This is a genomic window from Streptomyces halobius, assembly GCF_023277745.1.
GTDB classification, from domain to species: Bacteria; Actinomycetota; Actinomycetes; order Streptomycetales; family Streptomycetaceae; genus Streptomyces; species Streptomyces halobius.
This window is the reverse complement of sequence record NZ_CP086322.1, coordinates 6478949-6500708: the sequence shown is the minus strand read 5'-3', so window position 1 is coordinate 6500708 and position 21760 is coordinate 6478949. Positions and strand designations below refer to the sequence as shown.

General features: G+C 72.2%; 16 protein-coding genes. 4 read left to right on the top strand and 12 right to left on the bottom strand.

What is annotated here, in order from left to right; all coding sequences use genetic code 11:
• The 4 genes from K9S39_RS29410 to hrcA all read right to left on the bottom strand — a co-directional run bounded on the left by K9S39_RS29410 (position 1) and on the right by hrcA (position 4269).
• A complete protein-coding gene (locus tag K9S39_RS29410; RefSeq protein ID WP_248866363.1) occupies positions 1-744 on the bottom strand; it encodes a 16S rRNA (uracil(1498)-N(3))-methyltransferase in 744 nt (247 codons plus the stop codon).
• A complete protein-coding gene (locus K9S39_RS29405; RefSeq protein ID WP_248866362.1) occupies positions 741-1835 on the bottom strand; it encodes a nitronate monooxygenase in 1095 nt (364 codons plus the stop codon). The genes K9S39_RS29410 and K9S39_RS29405 overlap by 4 nt, the downstream gene beginning before the upstream one ends.
• A gap of 277 nt (positions 1836-2112) precedes the next feature.
• The gene (gene dnaJ / locus K9S39_RS29400; protein ID WP_248866361.1) at positions 2113-3252 is read right to left on the bottom strand and encodes a molecular chaperone DnaJ; all 1140 of its coding nucleotides are present in this window, start codon (positions 3250-3252) and stop codon (positions 2113-2115) included.
• On the bottom strand, positions 3253-4269 hold the full coding sequence (hrcA, locus tag K9S39_RS29395; RefSeq protein ID WP_248866360.1) for a heat-inducible transcriptional repressor HrcA: 1017 nt from the start codon (positions 4267-4269) through the stop codon (positions 3253-3255).
• A 228-nt stretch (positions 4270-4497) separates the two neighbouring features.
• On the opposite strand from hrcA, the gene K9S39_RS29390 reads away from it, so the two are divergent.
• Both K9S39_RS29390 and K9S39_RS29385 read left to right on the top strand, forming a co-directional pair.
• Complete coding sequence (locus K9S39_RS29390; RefSeq protein ID WP_248866359.1) at positions 4498-5247, top strand: MBL fold metallo-hydrolase; 750 nt, start codon at positions 4498-4500, stop codon at positions 5245-5247.
• A gap of 87 nt (positions 5248-5334) precedes the next feature.
• Positions 5335-6168, top strand: coding sequence for a DUF3097 domain-containing protein (locus tag K9S39_RS29385; RefSeq protein WP_248866358.1), 834 nt, complete (start codon positions 5335-5337; stop codon positions 6166-6168).
• A gap of 121 nt (positions 6169-6289) precedes the next feature.
• Here the strand turns inward: K9S39_RS29385 and hemW are convergent, their stop codons facing one another.
• The 4 genes from hemW to lepA all read right to left on the bottom strand — a co-directional run bounded on the left by hemW (position 6290) and on the right by lepA (position 14301).
• Positions 6290-7522: a radical SAM family heme chaperone HemW gene (hemW, locus tag K9S39_RS29380; protein ID WP_248866357.1), complete on the bottom strand. Its 1233-nt coding sequence runs from the start codon at positions 7520-7522 to the stop codon at positions 6290-6292.
• A gap of 64 nt (positions 7523-7586) precedes the next feature.
• The gene (locus K9S39_RS29375; RefSeq protein ID WP_248866356.1) at positions 7587-9737 is read right to left on the bottom strand and encodes a SpoIIE family protein phosphatase; all 2151 of its coding nucleotides are present in this window, start codon (positions 9735-9737) and stop codon (positions 7587-7589) included.
• 316 nt (positions 9738-10053) lie between these two features.
• Complete coding sequence (locus K9S39_RS29370) at positions 10054-11943, bottom strand: AMP-dependent synthetase/ligase (protein WP_248866355.1); 1890 nt, start codon at positions 11941-11943, stop codon at positions 10054-10056.
• A gap of 483 nt (positions 11944-12426) precedes the next feature.
• Positions 12427-14301 carry a translation elongation factor 4 gene (lepA, locus tag K9S39_RS29365; RefSeq protein WP_283113029.1) on the bottom strand — a complete coding sequence of 625 codons (1875 nt, stop codon included), beginning with the start codon at positions 14299-14301 and terminating at the stop codon, positions 12427-12429.
• A gap of 470 nt (positions 14302-14771) precedes the next feature.
• Between lepA and rpsT the strand changes: the two genes are divergently transcribed.
• Positions 14772-15038: a 30S ribosomal protein S20 gene (gene rpsT / locus K9S39_RS29360; protein WP_248866353.1), complete on the top strand. Its 267-nt coding sequence runs from the start codon at positions 14772-14774 to the stop codon at positions 15036-15038.
• 573 nt (positions 15039-15611) lie between these two features.
• On the opposite strand, the gene holA is transcribed toward rpsT, so the two are convergent.
• A complete protein-coding gene (gene holA, locus K9S39_RS29355) occupies positions 15612-16601 on the bottom strand; it encodes a DNA polymerase III subunit delta (RefSeq protein ID WP_248866352.1) in 990 nt (329 codons plus the stop codon).
• Positions 16602-16720: 119 nt separating this feature from the next.
• On the opposite strand from holA, the gene K9S39_RS29350 reads away from it, so the two are divergent.
• Positions 16721-16984, top strand: coding sequence for a hypothetical protein (locus tag K9S39_RS29350; RefSeq protein ID WP_248866351.1), 264 nt, complete (start codon positions 16721-16723; stop codon positions 16982-16984).
• Between the two features lie 102 nt (positions 16985-17086).
• On the opposite strand, the gene K9S39_RS29345 is transcribed toward K9S39_RS29350, so the two are convergent.
• The 3 genes from K9S39_RS29345 to K9S39_RS29335 all read right to left on the bottom strand — a co-directional run bounded on the left by K9S39_RS29345 (position 17087) and on the right by K9S39_RS29335 (position 21712).
• The gene (locus tag K9S39_RS29345) at positions 17087-17956 is read right to left on the bottom strand and encodes an arylamine N-acetyltransferase family protein (RefSeq protein ID WP_248866350.1); all 870 of its coding nucleotides are present in this window, start codon (positions 17954-17956) and stop codon (positions 17087-17089) included.
• 109 nt (positions 17957-18065) lie between these two features.
• Positions 18066-20921: a ComEC/Rec2 family competence protein gene (locus K9S39_RS29340; RefSeq protein WP_248866349.1), complete on the bottom strand. Its 2856-nt coding sequence runs from the start codon at positions 20919-20921 to the stop codon at positions 18066-18068.
• Positions 20918-21712, bottom strand: a complete 795-nt coding sequence (locus K9S39_RS29335; RefSeq protein WP_319949592.1) for a ComEA family DNA-binding protein — start codon at positions 21710-21712, stop codon at positions 20918-20920. Before K9S39_RS29335 ends, K9S39_RS29340 begins: the two co-directional genes overlap by 4 nt.
• Between the last annotated feature and the right edge of the window lie 48 nt (positions 21713-21760).

Sequence of the window (21760 nt, the reverse complement as noted above, 5' to 3'; positions counted from 1 at the left end):
TCAGCTCCAGCGCCCCGTGCGGCCCAGCAGCAGTGCCGTGGCGGCGGTGCCGGCGGTGGAGGTACGCAGCACGGCCGTGCCGAGGCGGTAGGGCTTGGCGCCGGCCTCGGCGAAGGCGCCGAGCTCCTCCGGGGACACCCCACCCTCGGGGCCGACGACGAGCACGATACGGCCGGTGGCGGGGAGTTCGGCGGTGGCGAGCGGGCTGCTGCCCTCCTCGTGGAGGACGGCGGCGAAGTCGGCGCCGGCGAGCAGCGCCGCCACCTGCTTGGTCGTCATCGGGTCCGCGACCTCGGGAAAGGTCAGCCGGCGCGACTGCTTACCCGCCTCCCGGGCCGTGGCACGCCATTTCGCCAGCGACTTGGCGGCCCGCTCCCCCCTCCACTGGGTGACACAACGCGCCGCCGCCCAGGGGACGATGACATCGACACCGGTCTCCGTCATCGTCTCGACGGCCACTTCACCGCGGTCGCCCTTGGGCAGCGCCTGGACCACGGTGATCAGCGGCGTCGGAGTGGCCTCGGTACGGATCCCGGTGACCGCGACGGTGAGCCGGTCCTTGCCCTCGACGGCCGCGACGGTGCCCTCCGCGCCGGTACCGCCACCGTCCGTCAGCACGATCTCCTCACCGACCCGCAGCCGGCGCACCGACACCGCATGCCGGCCCTCCGGCCCGTCCAGGGTCAGCGTGCCGCCGGCCCGTACGCCCGTGAGCGACTCGACGAGAAAGACCGGCGCCGTCATGACACGGCTCCGGCGCCGCCGCGCGTCAACCCGGCGCGCGCCGCGTCCAGTTCGGCGACCAGCACCTCCACCAGTTGCCCGGCGGGCAGCTCGCGCGCCATCCGGTGGCCCTGCCCGGCCCACAGCGCCATGCCCTGCGCGTCGCCCGCCTTGGCCGCGGCCTTGCGCAGGCCCGAGGTGAGGTGGTGGACGGCGGGGTAGGCGGCCGGGGCGTACCGGCCGTGCTCGCGCAGGAAACGGTTCACCAGGCCGCGGGCCGGGCGCCCGGAGAACGCCCGGGTCAGCTCGGTGCGGGTGAACAGCGGGTTGGTCAGCGCCTGCTTGTGCAGGATGTTCGCGCCCGACTCCGGGGTGATCAGAAAGGCCGTGCCGAGCTGCGCCATGGCGGCACCCGCGGCCTGCACGGCGGCGATCTGCGCGCCGCGCATCAGCCCGCCCGCGGCGATGACCGGGATCCGCACCGCCTCGTGGACCTGCGCGACCAGGGAGAGCAGCCCGATGCCGGCGCCGGTGCCGTCGGCCTGCGGATCGTCGCGGTGGGTGCTCTGGTGGCCGCCGGCCTCGATGCCCTGGACACAGACGGCGTCCGCGCCGGACCACTGCGCGGCCTGCGCCTCGGCGACGGTGGTGACGGTCACGACGGTGTACGTACCGACCTGGGCGAGCGAGTCGAGCACCGCGCGGGGCGGGCAGCCGAACGCGAAGGAGACCACCGGCACCGGATCCTCACGGAGGATCGCCAGCTTGGCGTCGTAGCCGTCGTCGACGCCGCCGCACGGGTCGATCTCGCCGAGCGGGGTCTCGTACCAGGCCGATTCGCCGGCCAGCTGCTCGCGGTAGACCTCGACGGCCGTGACATCGGCGAGCGTGGGCTGCGGCATGAAGACGTTGACGCCGAAGGGCCGCCCGGTCAGCCGGCGCAGCTGCTTGATCTCCTGGTACATCCCGTCGGCGGTCTTGTACCCGGCGGCGAGGAAGCCGAGACCGCCGGCCTCACTGACGGCGGCGGCGAGCTCCGGGCGGGCGGTGCCGCCCGCCATCGGGGCCTGCACGATCGGGTAGCGGCAGAGATCGGTCAGCGCGGTGGGCATGGCCACATCGTGTCACGACCGGCGCGCCGTCCCGAACGCGGGCGGGGCCGGGACCGGTTCGTGGGGAGGTGCTCCCGGGGGCTTCGGCGGGAGGGGGATTCGGGGGGAGGGGGATTCGGGGGGAGGGCGGGGTAGAGACAGGCTGGGGCGTTGTGGACCCTTAGGGGAAATCCCCTAAGGGTCCACAACGCCCCAGACCTACGCGTACCCGCGAACCCACTCGCGGAACCGAGTCCGGGGCCCGCCGAGAGCCAACCCCGGGCCCCCGGCCGACCGCCTACCGCCCGTTGAACGCGTCCTTCAGCCGCGAGAAGAGCCCCTGCTGCCCCGGCTGAAACTGGCCCGTGGGGCGTTCTTCACCACGGAGCTTGGCCAGCCGCCGCAGCAGCTCCTCCTGCTCCGGGTCCAGCTTGCCCGGCGTCTGCACCTCGACATGGACGATCAGATCGCCCCGGCCGCCACCGCGCAGATGCGTCACACCCCGCTGGTGCAGCGGAATCGACTGCCCCGACTGTGTGCCGGGACGGACGTCGACCTCCTCCATCCCGTCCAGCGTCTCCAGGGGGCACTTCGTGCCCAGCGCCGCCGCCGTCATCGGGATGGTGACCGTGCAGTGCAGATCGTCGCCGCGCCGCTGGAAGACCGGATGCGACAGCTCGTGGATCTCGACGTAGAGGTCGCCGGCGGGGCCGCCGCCGGGGCCGATCTCGCCCTCGCCCGCGAGCTGGATCCGGGTGCCGTTGTCGACACCGGCCGGGATCTTGACGGTGAGGGTGCGGCGGGAGCGGATCCGTCCGTCGCCCGCGCACTCCGGGCACGGCGTCGGCACGACCGTCCCGAAGCCCTGGCACTGGGGGCACGGCCGGGACGTCATGACCTGGCCGAGGAAGGACCGGGTGACCTGCGAGACCTCACCGCGGCCGCGGCACATGTCACAGGTCTGCGCCGAGGTCCCCGGCGCCGCGCCCTCGCCGGAGCAGGTCGTACACACGACGGCGGTGTCGACCTGGATGTCCTTGGTCGTGCCGAAGGCGGCCTCGGTCAGCTCGATGTCGAGCCGGATCATGGCGTCCTGGCCGCGGCGGGTGCGCGAGCGCGGTCCGCGCTGCGAGGCCGTGCCGAAGAACGCGTCCATGATGTCGGAGAAGTTGCCGAAGCCCGCGCCGAAGCCGCCGGCGCCGCCACCGGCCCCGCCCGCCTGCGTCAGCGGGTCGCCGCCGAGGTCGTAGACCTGCTTCTTCTGCGGGTCCGACAGCACCTCGTAAGCGGCGTTGATCTCCTTGAACCGCTCCTGGGTCTTGGGATCCGGGTTCACGTCCGGGTGCAGCTCGCGCGCCAGCCGCCGGAAAGCTTTCTTGATCTCGTCCTGGGATGCATCGCGCCGAACGCCCAGGACCGCGTAGTAATCCGTGGCCACTTACGACTCCGCCAGGATCTGTCCGACGTAACGTGCCACTGCGCGTACCGCTCCCATCGTTCCGGGGTAGTCCATGCGGGTCGGTCCGACCACGCCGAGTTTGGCGACTGCCTCGTCGCCCGAACCGTAGCCGACCGTGACGACCGAGGTGGACGCCAGGCCCTCATGGGCATTCTCATGCCCGATGCGTACGGTCATGTCCGAGTCCTTGGCTTCCCCGAGCAGCTTGAGCAGCACCACATGCTCCTCCAGGGCCTCCAGCACCGGCCGGATGGTCAGGGGGAAATCGTGCCCGAAGCGCGTGAGATTGGCGGTACCGCCGATCATCAGCCGCTCCTCGGTCTCCTCCACCAGAGTCTCCAGCAACACCGACAGCACTGTCGAGACCGTGCTGCGGTCCTCCTGCTCGAAGGATTCCGGCAAATCCTGCACCAGCCGCGGCACATCCGCGAACTTGCGCCCCACGACACGGCTGTTGAGCCGCGCCCGCAGATCCGCCAGGGACGTTTCGGCGAACGGCGTCTCGCAGTCGACCAGCCGCTGCTCGACCCGTCCGGTGTCCGTGATCAGTACGAGCATCAGCCGGGCCGGGGCCAGCGCCAGCAGCTCCACATGCCGCACCGTCGACCGGGTCAGGGAGGGGTACTGCACCACCGCGACCTGCCGGGTCAGCTGCGCCAGCAGCCGGACCGTACGGCCCACGACATCGTCGAGATCGACGGCGCCGTCCAGGAAGTTCTGGATGGCCCGCCGCTCCGGGGCGGACAGCGGCTTGACGCCGGCGAGCCTGTCGACGAACAGGCGGTAGCCCTTGTCGGTCGGGATCCGCCCGGCGCTGGTGTGCGGCTGGGCGATGAATCCCTCGTCCTCCAGGGCCGCCATGTCGTTGCGGACCGTGGCCGGGGACACCCCGAGCCGGTGGCGCTCGGTGAGGGCCTTGGAGCCGACCGGCTCCTCCGTCCCGACATAGTCCTGGACGATGGCACGCAGCACCTCCAGCCTGCGTTCACTGAGCATCCTGCGCACCTCCAGTCCGGTCGTCCGCCGATAGTGTCCCGCCTGGCACTCACACGGGCCGAGTGCCAGGCCCGGAGCCAGTGTACGGCCGGGTAGCACGGCAACGGCAAGGCCGGCCGTACCCAGTACTTGCCCCGGAACCGGCCGACTACGTGTGACGGGCCGGGAAACACCGGTCCGCGCGGCAGCCATCAGGCAACGCTATCGCGAGAGAGCTAGCGTCTCGGTATGCACACTGCTGGGGAAACGACCGGTTGGGAAGAGGCCGGCTGGGAACAGCTCGGTGACGGTGTGGCCCGGCGCCGGATGCCCGGCTGGGACGAGACGGTCGGGGTGATCGCCGGAGCGGCCGGTGTCATGATCGTCGACACCGGCGCGACCGTCCGCGACGGCGCGGATCTGCGGCGCGCTATCCGCGGGGTGCTGGGCCGGGATGTGACGCATGTCGCGCTCACCCACCCGCATTTCGATCATGTGCTGGGTACCGCCGCGTTCGCGGGCGTGGAGGTGTTCGGCGCGGCCGGCCTGGCCGATCTGCTGCGGCGCCACCGGGAGGAGCTGCGATATGACGCCATGCGCCATGGCGTCGACCGGGACGCCGCGACGGAGGCCGCCGATCTGGTGGTCCGCCCGCACCATCATGTCCATGGCCAGCTGACCGTCGATCTCGGCGGCCGGCAGGTGCTGCTCGCCAATGTCGGCCCCGGTCACACGGCGCACGATCTGGCGGTGCTGGTGCCGGGCCGGGGCGGCGACCGGGAGATCGTCTTCTGCGGCGACCTGGTCGAGGAGTCCGGCGAGCCGGACGTGGGGCTCGACGCGCTGCCCCACCAGTGGCCCGGGGCGCTGGACCGGCTGCTGGCGCTCGGTGGCGAGGACGCGGTGTATGTGCCGGGGCACGGCGCCGTGGTGAATGCCCGTTTCGTCCGTGAGCAACGCGACGCGCTGGCCGAACGCTTCGGCGTGTCCCGCGCCTGAGGAGCCGTTTCCTCTTACGTTCCTCAGGTCCCCGATACCTTCCTTCAGGTCCCGACCCAGCCACCCGGCCCCGAGAAGCAGGTCCCCATGCACACCAACCGATACAGCCCCGACCTCACCCCGCCCTGGAAGAAGCAGCGGCCGGCGCCGGAGGTGGCGGCCGAGCCTGATCTCGTGGTCGAGGAGGTGACCTCGGGCTTCTGCGGGGCGGTGATCCGCTGCGAGAAGACCGCGCAGGGCCCGACCGTGACGCTTGAGGACCGCTTCGGCAAACACCGGACCTTCCCCATGGAACCGCGCGGCTTCCTCCTGGAGGGCCGGGTCGTCACCCTCGTGCGGCCCTCGGCCCCGCCACGACAGCACCGCCCGCGGCGCACCGCCTCCGGCTCGGTGGCCGTCCCCGGCGCCCGCGCCCGGGTCGCGCGGGCCGGCCGCATCTACGTCGAGGGGCGGCACGACGCGGACCTGGTCGAGCGCGTCTGGGGCGACGACCTGCGCGTCGAGGGCGTCGTCGTGGAGTACCTGGAGGGCATCGACGACCTCCCGGCGATCGTCCGGTCCTTCTCCCCGGGTCCTGATGCCCGGCTGGGGGTGCTGGTGGACCACCTCGTACCCGGCTCGAAGGAGTCGCGGATCGCGGCGTCGGTCACGGACGCGCATGTGCTGGTCGTCGGGCACCCGTACATCGATGTGTGGGAGGCGGTGAAGCCGTCTTCGGTCGGCATTCCGGCCTGGCCGTCCGTCCCGCACGGGCAGGACTGGAAGACGGGGGTGTGCCGGGCGCTGGGCTGGCCGGAGAACACGGGGGCGGCGTGGCAGCGGATTCTGTCGGGTGTGCGGTCGTACCGGGATCTAGAGCCGCAACTCCTCGGGCGGGTGGAGGAGTTGATTGATTTTGTTACGGTCGGGAGTGCGGCCTGACGCCGGGAAGTGTGCCGAACTTGCTGGTGTCCAGCTCAAGGCCGAGGAGTTCCAGCGGCACAGGCTGGGAGCACCCTAGGAGGGGCCACAGGCCCCTCGCATCGGTTCACTCGTTCGAGCATCAGTCCACCAGATCCCGCACCACCGCGTCAGCCAACAACCGCCCCCGCAGCGTCAGAACCGCCCGCCCGGCCTCGTACGGCCCCGCGTCCAGCAGCCCGTCGGCCAGCGCACGCTCCGCCGCGCGCGCCCCCGCGGGGGCGAGGAGGGACAGCGGGCAGCCGTCCGCCAGGCGGAGCTCCAGCAGGATGCGTTCCACGCGGCGGTCCTCGGCCGTCAGGATTTCGCGGCCCGCGCCCGGGGAGCGGCCGTCCTCCAGGGCCTGGGCGTACGCGCCGGGGTGCTTCACGTTCCACCAGCGCACGCCGCCGAGATGGCTGTGCGCGCCGGGGCCCGCGCCCCACCAGTCCGCGCCGGTCCAGTACAGCTCGTTGTGGCGGCAGCGGGCGGCCTCGCTGGTGGCCCAGTTGGAGACCTCGTACCAGCGGAAACCGGCCCCCGACAGGGCCTCCTCGGCGATCAGGTAGCGGTCGGCGTGCACATCGTCGTCGGTCATCGGGACCTCGCCACGGCGGATCCGGCGGGCGAGCTGGGTGCCCTCCTCGACGATCAGGGCGTAGGCGGAGATGTGGTCGGGGCCGGCGTCGAGGGCGGCGTCCAGGGAGGCGCGCCAGTCGTCGTCGGTCTCGCCGGGGGTGCCGTAGATCAGGTCGAGGTTGATGTGGTCGAAACCGGCGGTGCGGGCCTCGGCGACGCATGCCTCGGGGCGGCCCGGGGTGTGCGTACGGTCGAGGATCTTGAGGACGTGCTGCCGTGCGCTCTGCATGCCGAAGGAGACGCGGTTGAAACCGCCCGCGAGCAGCTCCTCCAGGTAGCGCGGGTCGACGGACTCGGGATTGGCCTCGGTGGTGATCTCGGCGTCCGGGGCGAGGCCGAATTCGTCGCGCAGGGCGGCCAGCATCCGGGCGAGGTCGGCGGCGGGGAGGAGCGTAGGGGTGCCGCCGCCGACGAAGACCGTCTCGACGGGGCGGGGGTCGTCGCCGAGTACCTTGCGGGCCAGGCGGATCTCCTCGACGAGCGTCCCGGCATAGTTGTCGCGGGAGGCCAGGGCGCCGCCGGAACCGCGCAGCTCGCTCGCGGTGTAGGTGTTGAAATCGCAGTAGCCGCAGCGGGTCGCGCAGTACGGCACGTGCAGATAGAAGCCGAGGGGCCGCTCGGCCGCCCCCGTCAGCGCAGGACCGGGCAGCGCCCCGTCCTCGGGCATCGGCTCACCATCAGGCAGTGCGGAAGGCATGGGGTCCATTGTCCGTCATGCGGGGGCGGAATCGTTCCGCCCGCTGACGGCGCCCTACGGCGCCCTACGGTGCCCTGTTCGCCGTCTCCTTCGCCGCCGCCTGGAGGACCAGCAGGGCCAGGTCGTCGTCGGGCGGATTCGGGGCGAAGGCGTGGACGGCGTTGCGGAGATGTTCCGCGATGGCGGTGGCGCCCCGGCCGGCGGTGGCGGCGAGGGCCTTGGCCAGGCCGTCCTCGTCGTCGAACTGGTGCCGTCCCGAGCGGCGCTCGGTCACCCCGTCCGTCACGCACAGCAGCGTCTCGCCGGGGCAGAGGTCGAACGACTCGCTGACGTACGAGGCGTCCTCGACCACTCCCAGCAGCATCTGCGGCGCCGCGGCGACCCGGACCGCGCCGTCCACGCCCAGTACCAGCGGCAGCGGGTGGCCGGCGCTGGCGAGGGTGCAGCGGGCGCCGCCGGAGCCGCCCTGGTACGGGACGATCTCACCGTAGAGGAGGGACAGGAAGCGGGCCTGTTCACCCTCGTCACGGAGTTCGACGGGCGCCTCCGCGCCGGCCCCGGCCGCCGCCACCGCCGCCGCGACGGCCGCGACGGAGTCCGCGGCCTCCCGCGCCATGGTCCTGTTGAGCCGGTCCAGCACCTCGGAGACGTTGAAACCGTCGCGGGCCAGCATCCGCAGTACGGGCCGGGCCAGGCCGGTCACCGCGGCCGCCTCGGGGCCGCTGCCGCAGACATCACCGAGCGCGAAGCACCAGCGGCCGTCACCGGCCTCGAAGAGATCCCAGAAGTCGCCGCCCGCCCAGGCGCCCTCGCGCGGCTCGTAGACGACCGCCGACGCCACGCCGGGCACCAGCGCGCGGCCCGGGGGCAGCAGGCGGCGCTGCAGGACCTGGCTGATGCGCTCCTGGTGGCGGTAGGCGCGGGCGGTGGCGACGGCGCGGGCGACCCGGCGGCACAGGTCCTCGACCAGGCCGAGGACCTCGTCGGGGAAGCGCGGCAGACCGGACCGGCCGAGCAGCAGGGTGCCGAGCCGGCGGCCGCCGGCCTCCAGGGGGCAGGCCAGGGCCGCGCCGCCGGGCTCGTAACCGCCCGGATCGTGCGGCCAGGGCCAAGCGGTCGCGGTCGGTGTGCTGCCGAGGCCGCCGGTACCGCTGTCCGCCGTCACCGGCGGCTGCTTCTCCAGGGCCGTCCGCAGCGAATCGATCAGGCTCTCGTGGGAGTGCCAGACGCGAGCGAGCCGCTGCGTCCCGGCGTCCCCGGCTATACCACGTCCGGGCGCGCCGCCGTCGCCGTCGTCATAGAGCCATACCGCGCACCAGTCGGCGAGCCGCGGCACGGTCAACTGGGCGGCGAGGGAGGCCACCTGATCGGCGTCGAGCTGGCCGGAGAGCAGGTCGGACGCCTCGGCGAGGAAGGAGAGGGCCCCCTGGTCGATCCAGCCGGCGTCGCGGTTCCCGCGGGTGGCGCGGCGCGGTGCCGGGGCGAGGAGCTCGGCGGCGCGCAGGCCGTGCTGCAGCAGCTGGCTGTCGAAGTCGGCCTCCAGCTCGGGCCGAACGCCGCCCTCGGGGGCGCCCGCGGGCAGCCGGAACCAGACGGTCTTCATGGCGTGGCGGTAGGTGATGCCCCAGGACTCGGCGACCGCGCCGACCAACTGCAGGCCGTGGCCGCCGCTTTCGGAGGCTGCGCCGCCCTCGCCGGCCTCGTGTCCGCGCACCGGGCGTGCGGAGTGGTGATCGGAGACCTCGATGACGACGCCCGCGCGATGGAGGTCCCCCCGGACAGAGTCCGGGAGAGTGTCGTCCGGGTCGTCCGCGCCCGGTACGAAGCCGGGGGACGCGTCCGGCTCCGCGGAGTCCTCCGGGTACGCCACCTGCTCCGGCCGGTGCCCCGCCTCCTCCAGCCGGCAGCGCAGTTCGACGGCGGTGCCGGCGTGCACCACGGCGTTGGTGACCAACTCGCTGACCAGCAGCACCGCTTCGTCCGCGAGCCGGTCGGTGAGGCCCTCGGCGCCGGGTAGCCCCTGAGCGGACCAGTCGGCGAACGCGGCCCGGACGAACTGCCGGGCGGCGGAGGCGGCCCGCGGGTCCCCGGGCAGGCTGACCCGCAGGGAGCGGACCGGGCCGCCCGGGGTGCCCGCACCGCAGCCGCCGCAACAGCGCCCGCCGGCCGTCGCCCTCGCGACGTCGTCCCGATGAACCGAAGTTGTCGTCCTCATTGACCAACTCCCGAGCAGCTCCGCTACAGCGCCGGATGCGCCACCGACAGGGTGACAGACAGAGGGCAGCCATAAGCGTCGAGTCACCGAAGTGGGTGGCCGCGACGGACGATTCGGCTGACGCGCCACGGGAGTTGGCCGACGCGCGGTGCGCCCGGACGGGCAGCCGCCCAGTAACGTCACTGGGTGGTACGGGTACCGAGCCACGCACCTACGGGGCGGCACGGAAGCGGCTCTCACCACTCCGCACCACCCCGTGGCAACGGCTCCGCCCATAGGGCCTGCTCAGGCTCGTAAGGCGCCGGGCGGGCGTGCGCTACTCCTCGCGCGCCCCCGCGTACATCTCGTCCAGCAGATCCTTGAACGCCCGCTCCACCACCGGCCGCTTGACCTTCAGGCTCGGCGTCACCTCACCGTGCTCGATGTCCAGGTCGCGCGGCAGCAGCCGGAACTTACGGATCTGCTGCCAGCGCTGCAGGCCCTCGTTGACCCGCTTGACATAGCCCTCGATCAGCTCGCGCACCTGGTCGGTGGCGACGACCTCGGCGTAGGTCGTGCCGGCCACGCCGTGTTCCTTCGCCCAGTCCATGATCGTCGGCTCGTCGAGCGCGATCAGCGCGGTGCAGAAGTTCCGGTTGGAGCCGTGCACCAGCACATTGGAGACGAACGGACAGACCGCCTTGAACTGGCCCTCCACCTCGGCCGGCGCGATGTACTTGCCGCCCGAGGTCTTGATCAGGTCCTTCTTGCGGTCGGTGATCCGCAGATAGCCGTCCGGGGACAGCTCGCCGATGTCGCCGGTGTGGAACCAGCCGTCCGGCTCCAGGACCTCGTCGGTCTTCTCCGGCAGGCCGTGGTAGCCCTGCATGATGCCGGGGCCGCGCAGCAGGATCTCGCCGTCCTCGGCGATCCGCACCTCGGTGCCGGGCAGCGGCTTGCCGACCGTCCCGGTGCGGTACGCCTCGCCGGGGTTGACGAAGCTGGCGGCGCTGGACTCCGTCAGGCCGTAGCCCTCCAGGATGTGGATTCCGGCGCCGGAGAAGAAGTAGCCGATCTCCGGAGCGAGCGCGGCCGAGCCGGAGACCGCCGCGCGCAGCCGGCCGCCGAACGCCTCCCGCAGCTTGCCGTAGACGAGCGCGTCGGCGACCTTGTGCTTGGCGCCGAGTGCGAACGGCACCGAGGAGTTGCCGGTGCGCCGGAAGTTCTCCTGCGAGACCTTGGCGTACTCGCGGGCCACCCCGGCCGCCCACTGGAAGATCTTGTACTTGGCGCCGCCGCCGGCCCGCGCCTTGGCCGCGACACCGTTGTAGACCTTCTCGAAGATCCGCGGCACCGCCGCCATATACGTCGGCCGCACCACCGGCAGATTCTCGATGATCTTGTCGACCCGGCCGTCCACGGCGATCACATGCCCGACCGAGATCTGCCCCGCGGTGAGCACCTTTCCGAAGACATGCGCCAGCGGGAGCCACAGATACTGCACATCGTCCTCGGTGACCAGCCCGGTCGCCTGGATCGCCCGCGCCATGTACGACCAGCAGTCGTGCAGCAGCCGGACGCCCTTGGGCTTGCCGGTGGTCCCGGAGGTGTAGATCAGCGTGGCGAGCTGGTCGGCGCGCAGTGCCGCGACCCGTTCCTTGACGCAGCCGGGGTGCTTCTCCAGGTATTCGGCGCCGCGCCGCTCCAGCTCGGCGAGCGAGAGCACCCAGCCCTCCGGGTCGCCCTCGGCCGCCGCCGCGTCCGCCTCCTCGATGACGATGACATGCGCCAGGTCGGGCAGCTCGGCACGTTTCTCCCGGGCCTTGGCGAGCTGCCCGGCGTCCTCCGCGATCAGCACCCTGCTGCCGGAGTCGGCCAGGATGTAGGCCGTCTCCTCGGCGTTGGTGCTCGGGTAGACCGTGGTCGTGGCCGCGCCGGAGCACAGCACACCGAGGTCGGCGAGGATCCAGTCGACGCGGGTGTTGGCGGCCAGCGCCACCCGCTCCTCGGGCTCGACGCCGAGCGCGATCAGGCCGGCCGCGACGGCGTAGACCCGCTCCGCGGCCTCGGCCCAGGAGAGCGCCTTCCAGTCGTCCGGGCCGGTGCCCGAGGCAGGTGGGACGGGATAGCGGTACGCCTCGGTATCGGGAGTGGCCGCGACCCGCTCCAGGAAGAGGTTCGCCACCGAGGGCGGCCGGCTTTCGATCAGCGTGTGGGTGTCCGTCACGGCATCCTCCGGGGCCCGCTTCGTTGCTGGTGACTCGCGAGTAACCTTTGAGCAGTGATCAGAGTAGAGCGCGTTTCGCCGGTGCGTAAGAGTCTGTGGCCGACTCGTTCACGATGTGACCGCTGCGAAAGGCGCACGTGACACTCGCGTCTCCCGAAACTCCCCGGCACTGAGCATAAAACCGCAGCTCACGCCCGCAACTCGAACTGTACGGGAACCACCGCGCCACGCTCCGTGTCCGCCCACGGCGCGCACCCGGACAGCCGACAGGGCGCCGGTCCTCCGGGGACCGGCGCCCTGCTCTGCGGTGACACGTGGTGACACATGCCGATTGGCGAGGAATCTCGCCCTTGCGACTTGTGCCGCGACTTCGGCGCCGCTGCTTCTTCTTCGGCTTCGCTTTTCTCCGACTGCGCTTCTCGTTCGGCTGCGCTCTTTCGTCGACTTCGCTACGCCTTCGACTTCGCCACTTCTTCGGCTGTGCTACTTCTTCGGTTTCCCGTCGCCCGAGGAGTCCGAGGACAGCACCGCGATGAAGGCTTCCTGCGGGACCTCCACGCTGCCGACCATCTTCATCCGCTTCTTGCCTTCCTTCTGCTTCTCCAGCAGCTTCCGCTTACGGGAGATGTCACCGCCGTAGCACTTGGCGAGGACGTCCTTGCGGATGGCACGGACCGTCTCACGGGCGATGACCCGGCTGCCGATGGCGGCCTGGATCGGCACCTCGAAGTTCTGCCGCGGGATCAGCTCCCGCAGCTTGGCGACCAGCCGCACACCGTAGGCGTACGCCTTGTCCTTGTGGGTGATCGCGGAGAAGGCGTCGACCTTGTCGCCGTGCAGCAGGATGTCGACCTTGACGAGGTCGGAGGTCTGCTCGCCGGTGGGCTCGTAGTCCAGCGAGGCATAGCCGCGGGTCTTGGACTTGAGCTGGTCGAAGAAGTCGAAGACGACCTCGGCGAGCGGCAGGGTGTAGCGGATCTCGACGCGGTCCTCGGAGAGGTAGTCCATACCGAGCAACGTGCCGCGGCGGTTCTGGCACAGCTCCATGATCGCGCCGATGAACTCGCTCGGCGCCAGGATGGTGGCCCGTACGACCGGCTCGTGCACCGTGTCGATCTTGCCGACCGGGAACTCGCTGGGGTTGGTGACCGTGTACTCGGTCCCGTCCTCCATGTCCACCTGGTAGACCACGTTCGGCGCGGTGGCGATCAGTTCGAGGCCGAACTCGCGCTCCAGGCGCTCCCGGATGACCTCCAGGTGCAGCAGGCCGAGGAAGCCGACGCGGAAACCGAAGCCGAGGGCCGCGGAGGTCTCCGGCTCGTAGACCAGCGCGGCGTCGTTGAGCTGGAGCTTGTCCAGCGCCTCACGCAGCTCCGGGTAGTCCGAGCCGTCCAGCGGATACAGGCCGGAGAACACCATCGGCTTGGGGTCCTTGTAGCCGCCCAGCGGCTCCTCGGCCCCCTTGGTGAGCTGGGTGATGGTGTCACCGACCTTGGACTGGCGGACGTCCTTCACGCCGGTGATCAGATAGCCGACCTCACCGACGGACAGCCCGTCGGCGGCCTTCATCTCCGGCGAGTTGGTGCCGATCTCCAGCAGCTCGTGCGCGGCGCCGGTGGACATCATCCTGATCCGCTCACGCTTGTTCAGCGTGCCGTCGACGACCTTCACATACGTCACCACGCCGCGGTAGGCGTCGTAGACGGAGTCGAAGATCATCGCGCGGGCGGGGCTGTCCTTGACGCCGACCGGGGGCGGCACCTCCCGGACGACCTTGTTCAGCAGCTCGGGAACGCCGATGCCGGTCTTGGCGGAGACCCTCAGGACGTCCTCGGGGTCGCAGCCGACGAGGTTCGCCAGCTCGGCGGCGAACTTCTCGGGCTGGGCGGCCGGCAGATCGATCTTGTTGAGGACGGGAATGATCGCGAGGTCGTGCTCCATCGCCAGATAGAGGTTGGCGAGGGTCTGCGCCTCGATGCCCTGAGCCGCGTCGACGAGGAGGATGCAGCCCTCGCACGCGGCGAGCGACCGGGACACCTCGTAGGTGAAGTCGACGTGGCCCGGGGTGTCGATCATGTTGAGGATGTGGGTGGTACCACTGCCCTCTTCGCCCTCACTGGGGCTCCAGGGCAGCCGGACCGCCTGGGACTTGATCGTGATGCCGCGCTCGCGCTCGATGTCCATGCGGTCGAGGTACTGCGCGCGCATCTGCCGCTGGTCGACGACACCGGTCAGCTGGAGCATCCGGTCGGCGAGCGTCGACTTGCCGTGGTCGATGTGCGCGATGATGCAGAAGTTACGGAGGAGAGCCGGCTCGGTACGGCTCGGCTCCGGCACGTTCGTAGGGGTCGCGGGCACGCAGGTTCCATTCAGTGAACGCATGTAGGCGGGACTCGGTTGTGATGTCTCCCCCATCGTCCCATGAGCGGCGCGCACGGTCCGGTTCGGGCGGGCCGGGACGGCGGCTGCGGGTCGGTTCGGGCGGGGGCGGATGGCGATTCCGGGTCGGTTCGGACGGACCCGGACGGCGATTCCGGGCTGGTTCGGGTGGGGCCGGACGGCGACTCCAGCCCGGTTGGGGCGGACCCGGACGGCGGCTCCAGCCCGGTTCGGGTGGGGCCCGGACGGCGGCTCCGGACCGGTTTGGGCGGCCGTAAGCCCTGCTGGTAGCCTGGACCACTGCGCTTCGTGCCCTCTCTCAATAGGGACCGGTCTCCGAATGACCGGTCTCCGACGAAGGGGCCGGTTCTTCAAGGAACCGGTTCTTCAAGGAAAGGACCGGTACGGGGCGCGACTCGAAACTCCAACGAACCTGAAAAGGCTCTTTCGTGGCGAACATCAAGTCCCAGATGAAGCGGATCAAGACCAACGAGAAGGCTCGTCAGCGCAACAAGGCTGTCAAGTCCTCTCTGAAGACCGCGATCCGTCGCACCCGTGAGGCCGTCGAGGCCGGCGACCTGCAGAAGGCCACCACCGCCCAGGCCGAGGCCGCCAAGAAGCTCGACAAGGCCGTCAGCAAGGGTGTCCTTCACAAGAACGCCGCCGCCAACAAGAAGTCGGCGCTGGCCAAGAAGGTCTCCTCCCTCAAGGGCTGAACCTTCGTCCGACCGCATTGCCCGGACCGTTACCGGTCCACCCTCCGCGGTCGGGGACCCAGCGGCCCCTCTCTCCGCTCCCCGATCGATGCACCACCGCGCCGCACGCGGCCTGCGTTCGCCACGCGGGTGCGGCGCACTCGGCCCGGCCGGCGGATTCCGCCGCAGGAGCCGCATACGTTGTACGAAGGCCCCGCCTTCGCCCCCATGCCCCCGGGGGCGGGCGGGGTTTTTTCGTTGGGCAAGGTTCTTCGTTGGGCGGGGTTCTTCGTGGGCCGGGTTGGGGTGGGTGTTCGCGGGGAGTGTCGAGGGTCCGTGGGGGCGTTCGGGATCTGCGGGGAACGACCCGAGGTGGTTCCGTGCAAAGCCCTTGGGGGAGTCCGGTTTCCGTAGGGCTGGCTCTGCCCGTTTCCGCTGCTCTGCGGGCAAATCCGTACGGGCACGCGGCGCACGGATGCGTGGCGGTTCACTCCGTACGGGCACGTACCGCACGGGTGCGGCCCCTCGGGTGCGTGCCGTACGGATGCGTGGTCCACCGGCTGCGGGCGGCGGGACCCGACCCGTCGGGCAGCCTCAGCGGGAGCGGGACCGTGCCGCGCGGGCGATCGCCACGACGGCCTTCTCCAGTGCGTATTCGGGGTCGTCACCGCCGCCCTTGACGCCCGCGTCGGCCTCGGCCACCGCGATCAGCGCCGACGCGACACCGTCCGCCGTCCAGCCGCGCATCTGCTGCCGTACCCGGTCGATCTTCCAGGGCGGCATCCCCAGATCGCGGGCGAGGTCGCCGGGGCGGGCGCCGCGCGGGGCGGAGGCCAGCTTGCCGATGGCGCGGACGCCCTGGGCGAGCGCGCTGGTGATCATGACGGGGGCGACGCCGGTGGACAGCGCCCAGCGCAGCGCCTCCAGCGCCTCGGCGGCGCGGCCCTCCACGGCGCGGTCCGCGACGGTGAAGCTCGACGCCTCGGCGCGGCCGGTGTAGTAGCGCCCGACCATGGCCTCGTCGATGGTGCCCTCGATATCGGCGACCAGCTGCGCACACGCCGAGGCCAGCTCGCGCAGATCGCTGCCGATCGCGTCGACCAGGGACTGGCATGCCTCCGGCGTCGCGGAGCGCCCCAGCGAGCGGAACTCGCCCCGCACAAAGGACAGTCGATCGGCCGGCTTCGTCATCTTGGGGCAGGCCACCTCGCGCGCACCGGCCTTACGGGCTGCGTCCAGCAGGCCCTTCCCCTTGGCGCCGCCGGCGTGCAGCAGTACCAGGGTGATCTCCTCGGCGGGCGAGCCGAGGTAGGCCTTGACGTCCTTGATGGTGTCCGCGGAGAGGTCCTGGGCGCCGCGCACCACCACGACCTTGCGCTCGGCGAAGAGCGAGGGGCTGGTCAGCTCGGCGAGGGTGCCGGGCTGCAGCTGGTCGGAGGCGAGGTCGCGTACGTCGGTGTCCGCGTCGGCCGCGCGGGCGGCCGCCACCACCTGCTGCACGGCGCGCTCCAGCAGCAGGTCTTCCTGACCCACCGCGATCGTGACGGGGGCAAGGGGGTCGTCGTGAGCTGTCTTCCTGGCCATCGCGGTCCAGCATCCCACGCCCCACCGACAGCGCCGTCCGGGTCTGCCACCGGGACCCGGTCGGGACGCGGCTCGGGGCCCGCACCAGGGCCGCCGTCCCGCTGTCGGACAATGGTCCGGTGAGCGATGCACAACACGTACGACACCGGCGCCATGTCCTGGTGCTGCCCGACCGCGACGCGGCCGAGGAACTGTCCGAGACACTGACGGAACGGCTCGGCCTCGCCGAGGAACCCCAGTTGGTACGGGACGCGCTGGCCGGCGAGGACGACGCTGAGGACGCACAGTGGCTGGTGGTGTTCGAGGACTCGGACGCCGCCTACGACCCGGGCCGGCTGGACGAGCTCGCGGCGGAGCACGAGGGGTGGCGGGAAGCCGAGTGAACGGCCGAGGGTCATCCGCCGGCGACTGGCGAGCAATGACTGGGGGCTGGGGGCTGCTTACTGGCGGCCAGGGACCAACGGCCGGGGGTCGGCGGCTGGTGACTAGCGGTCGGCCGGTGGCCGTTGGCCGGGTGCGCCCGACGCCGGTGACCGGCCCGGCACCGGAGTCCGGCCCGGCACCGGAGTCCGGCCCGGCACCGATGCCCGGCCCAGCCTCGGAATCCGGTCCACGGCGATGCCGAAATGGGTCCGGTAGGCGGGGAGGAGCTCCGGCTCGTCCAGCTCCCGTTCGTCACGCGCGCCGTCCGCCCCGGTGATCACGAGCTTACGGCCGGAGAGGGTGATCCGGCCGGTCTCCGTCAGCCGTGAGCAGATCAGGGACCGGGTGAAGTGGGATCTGGGCGAGGTGCGGTGCCACCAGCAGCCGGCCTCGAAGTCGGCCAGTGCGCGCGGCCGTTGTTCGAGGCGGTACTGCGGGGCGCCGTCCCGGAGGACGTCGAGGTCGCCGTCGGGCGTCTCCTCGATGCGGAAGACGCCGCCGGGATCGGGCTGATCGACCCGGCTGTCCAAGCGCAACGGATAGTGGCTGTGCTTGCCGAAGCCGACGTCCGCGAGCCACGGCCCACCGGGCGTGTGCACGCGCAGCGCGAGGTGGTCGTACGGGATGCCCCAGCCGTCCGGTCCGAAGACCCTGGCGGACAGCAGCTCGACGGCATGGCCCAGGCCGCCGAGCAGGACGGCGAAAGCGCCGTTGAGCTCGTAGCAGAAGCCACCGCGCAGGGCGCCGACGATCTTGTCCAGCAGCGGCTGCTCCGCGAGCACGATCTCCTCACCGAGGTGGATGGAGAGGTTCTCGAAGGGGACGCTGCGCAGATGGCACAGGTGCAGCATGCGCAGCGCCTCGGCATCGGGGGACGCCGGGCGGTCGGCGCCGATGCGGTGCAGGTAGGCATCGATGGCGGTGTCATCCATCACATGCCCTTTCTCAGGTGTGCGTCCATCAGGTGCATCGGGTGCAGTGGGGGCCGTTCTTCAGCGCAGGCCCCACTCGGCCTCATCACTGATGCTCATCACCTGGAGTCTACGGACCCTGATGTACGGGGACGGGTTCACGGGGCGCGGGCGGACACCGGGCGGAGTACCGGGGCGAGGCACCGGGGCAGGTCCGGGCGGAGCGCCGAGGCAGGACTCCGGGCGGCCGGGCCCCGGGCCCAAGGGGCGGGGCCCGGGAGCGGCGACGGGATGCCGCACAGCGGTCCCGGGCGCGGCGGCAGGTGGCTCGCCGGCGTCCGCTGACCGTCACGGAGAGCCGCTCCCGGGTGCCGAGCACCGCGATGGCACCATCGGTGTCGGTGCGCAGCACCCCGGCGCCCTGCGCGCGCAGCGCTCCGATGGTGCGCGGCGCCGGATGACCGTACGGGTTACCGGAACCGGCCGAGACCAGCGCCAGACGCGGGGCCAGCCTGCGGATCAGCTCCGGGTCCTGATACGCGGAGCCGTGGTGCGCCACCTTGAGGACGTCGACGGCGGGCAGCTCCGGATGAGTGTCCAACAGGGCTTGCTGGGCGGGTGGTTCAAGGTCGCCGAGCAACAGGAGGGTGAGCCCACCGGTACGGACGAGCAGGGTGACGCTGGCGTCGTTGGGCCCGTGGTCGGCCGGTGAGGGAGGGGACGGCGTCGACACCTCGGACGTGCGGGGGCGCGGCGGCCAGAGGACTTCCCAGGTGAGCGGTCCCAGACGGCGCCGTTCCCCCGATACGGCGCGGATCACCGGCACCCGGGCGGCCGCGGCCGTGGCGCGTACGAACGCAACCTGTCCTGGGGGCTCTTGCAGGGTCGTGGTCTCGATCGCACCGACCGAACGGCCGCGGAGCGCGCCGGGAAGCCCGTCCACATGGTCGGCGTGAAAATGCGTCAGGACGAGGAGCGGGATACGGCGGATGCCCAGATCGGTGAGGCAGCGGTCGATGGCGCGCGGCTCGGGTCCGGTGTCGACAACCAGCGCCGTACCGTCCCCGGCCGCCAGGACCAGGCCGTCCCCCTGCCCGACATCGCAGACCACGGCCCGCCACCCGGGCGGCGGCCATCCCGTGAGAACCCGGGTAACCGGGGGCGGGCGCCAGATCGCCACCACCAGGGCCAGCACACAGACCACACACAACCACCGGCGGCGCAACAGCCTTCGGCCCACCAGCACCAGGGCGACGGTGACGGCCGCCAGCAGCAGCCCGCCCGCCCAGCCGCCCGGCCATCCCAACTCCGCGCCCGGCAGCGCCGCCCCCGTGCGGGCGATTCCGGCGATCCACTCGGCGGGCCAGCCCGCGCACCAAGCCAGCGCCTCGGCGACCGGTGGCGCAACCGGGGCCACGGCGAGGGCCGCGAAGCCGAGGACGGTCGCGGGGACCACGGCCAGCTCGGCCAGCAGGTTGCAGGGCACCGCGACCAGCCCGACCCGGGCGGCGATCACCGCGCCAACGGGTGCGCAGACCGCCTGCGCGGCGGCCGCAGCGGCGATCACCTCGGCGAGACGGGGCGGCATACGGCGGCGCTGGAGAGCGGCACTCCAGCGCGGGGCGAGCAGCAGCAGCGCGCCCGTGGCCAGTACGGAGAGCAGGAAGCCATAACTGCGCGCGAGCCAGGGATCGTACAGGACGAGGAGCAGAACGGCGGCGGCGAGCGCGGGAAGCAGCGAGCGGCGGCGGCCGGAGCCGATCGCGAGCAGCGTGATCAGCCCGCAGGCGGCGGCCCGCAGCACGCTCGGGTCCGGGCGGCACACCACCACGAAGACGAGCGCGAGCGCACCGCCGATCATGGCGGTGCCGCGCAGCGACAGGCCCAGGCGCGGTGCCAGCCCGCGGCGTTCGGAACGTACCGCGAGATGGGGCGGGCCGATCAGCAGGGCGAGCACAATGGTCAGATTGCTGCCGGAGACGGCCAGCAGATGCGTCAGGTCCGTGGCGCGGAAGGCGTCGTCGAGGTCCGGCGGCACCCGGGAGGTGTCCCCGACGACGAGTCCGGGCAGCAGCGCACGGGCATCGGGGCTCAGCTCCTCGGTGGCCTCCCGGAGCCCGGCGCGCAGACTCCCGGCCAGCCGCTGCAGGACGGACGGCGGGCTGACCGTGAGCGGCGGCGTGTCGGCGCTGACACGGAGCACCGCGGCCACCTGGTCGCCCGGCGACATCGGCGGGGCGGCGCGGGCCACCACACGGATGCGGGTCGACGGCAGCAACCCGCGCCATCCCCGGGAAGGCCCGCCACGCTCCTCGCCACGGGGGCCCGGGTCCTGTGGCGCGGCCTCCGGCTTCGACGGCGTGCCCCCGCCGTTCCCTCCACGTTGCTGTACGACGACCAGGGCCGGTGTGCGAGCGGCCGTCACCACGCCGTCCGGAGCGGTGACGCGCACGGCGTCGGCGGTGAACACCAGTGCCGGGGGCGTCCGGTGGGACCCGCGTACCTTGGGCCGGGTCAGCCGTGGGTCGCCGGTCACCTCCAGCTCGACCGTGAGCCGGGCGTACCGCTGTGCCCAAGCGGGCAGCGGTCCACGTCGCAGATCCGCCGCATGCAGCGCCGCGGAAGCGGCCCCCGCAGCGGCACAGAGCAGCACCGCCGCGATCGCGGCCAACGCGCCGGCCGACCAGAGGCGGGGAGCAGCGGGCCGCCGCGGCCCGGACGCCTGCCCGACGCCTGCCGCCTCGGGCACCGCCGCACACTCCGCTCTGCGCCGAGCCACGCGCCACGCCACGGCCGCCAGGACGACCGCTACGGCACAGGCCACCGCAATCCCGCCGCCCGGGGCGCCCAGGGCGATCGCCGCGGCTGCCCAGGCCGCCAGCGCGGGCGCGATCAGCCGCAGATCGACGGGGCCCTCCTGGCGCGGATCCGAGGCACCGTAAGGCGATGTCGCCGAGGCGTGCACCGTGGCGCGGGTGGCGGTCATGGCTGCACCAGGGGACGCAGCTCGGCGAACCGGCGATCACCGATTCCGGTCACCTGACGAAGCTGGTCCACGGATGTGAACCCGCCGTGCCGGCTGCGGAATTCGATGATGTGCCGGGCGAGGACGGGCCCCACTCCGGGCAGGGTGTCCAGCTGCTGCTCGGTCGCCGTGCTGAGGCTCACCGGACCTCTCGGCCCGGCTCCGGTGCCTGGCGCACCGTTGACCGAGCTCCCGGCAGCGGCCTGACCACCACTTGCACCGGCCCCCACCGCCCCTTCGGCCCCGACCACGATCTGCTCACCGTCGGCGAGCAGCCGCGCCCGGTTCAGCCCCCGCAGGCTCGCACCGCGCAGCACACCGCCCGCGGCCCGTAGCGCATCGGTGACCCGGGACCCCGGAGGCAGCCGGTGAATGCCGGGCCTGCGGACCTTGCCGGTGACATCGACGACCAGCCGCCGATCCGCGCCGCCCGGCGGACCGTTCGCCACCGAGGCCGGTGACGACACCGGTGACGGCGACAGCCGCGGGGGCTGCCGGGAGTCGGGGCCAGGCGCCGTCACACCGCGGTCGGCCGCGGGGGCGCGTACCTGCTCGGGGCGCGCGGCCCAGAAGTGGTGGACGGCGAAGCCCACGGCCACCACGAGCACCACGACCAGAGCGGCGACCGCCTTGGGATCCGTTCCGCACCGTAACTGCACCCACAGCGGGAGCCGTTCGCGTACCGCAAGCCGCGCTCGCCGCCAGCGCCGCGCACCCGACGGGTTGTGCGACCGCTCCGGTGGCTCGGGCACATCGGGCGGCTCCACAGGGCCGACGGGGCCGGCGGAGGCGGCGGGTGA

What these genes read in the sequence shown, in the direction of transcription:
- K9S39_RS29410 (WP_248866363.1), bottom strand. Translation starts at nt 744, where the DNA reads ATGACGGCGCCGGTCTTTCTCGTCGAGTCGCTCACGGGCGTACGGGCC.
- K9S39_RS29405 (WP_248866362.1), bottom strand. Translation starts at nt 1,835, where the DNA reads ATGCCCACCGCGCTGACCGATCTCTGCCGCTACCCGATCGTGCAGGCC.
- hrcA (WP_248866360.1), bottom strand. Translation starts at nt 4,269, where the DNA reads ATGCTCAGTGAACGCAGGCTGGAGGTGCTGCGTGCCATCGTCCAGGAC.
- K9S39_RS29390 (WP_248866359.1), top strand. Translation starts at nt 4,498, where the DNA reads ATGCACACTGCTGGGGAAACGACCGGTTGGGAAGAGGCCGGCTGGGAA.
- K9S39_RS29385 (WP_248866358.1), top strand. Translation starts at nt 5,335, where the DNA reads ATGCACACCAACCGATACAGCCCCGACCTCACCCCGCCCTGGAAGAAG.
- hemW (WP_248866357.1), bottom strand. Translation starts at nt 7,522, where the DNA reads ATGCCTTCCGCACTGCCTGATGGTGAGCCGATGCCCGAGGACGGGGCG.
- K9S39_RS29375 (WP_248866356.1), bottom strand. Translation starts at nt 9,737, where the DNA reads ATGAGGACGACAACTTCGGTTCATCGGGACGACGTCGCGAGGGCGACG.
- holA (WP_248866352.1), bottom strand. Translation starts at nt 16,601, where the DNA reads ATGGCCAGGAAGACAGCTCACGACGACCCCCTTGCCCCCGTCACGATC.
- K9S39_RS29345 (WP_248866350.1), bottom strand. Translation starts at nt 17,956, where the DNA reads ATGGATGACACCGCCATCGATGCCTACCTGCACCGCATCGGCGCCGAC.
- K9S39_RS29340 (WP_248866349.1), bottom strand. Translation starts at nt 20,921, where the DNA reads ATGACCGCCACCCGCGCCACGGTGCACGCCTCGGCGACATCGCCTTAC.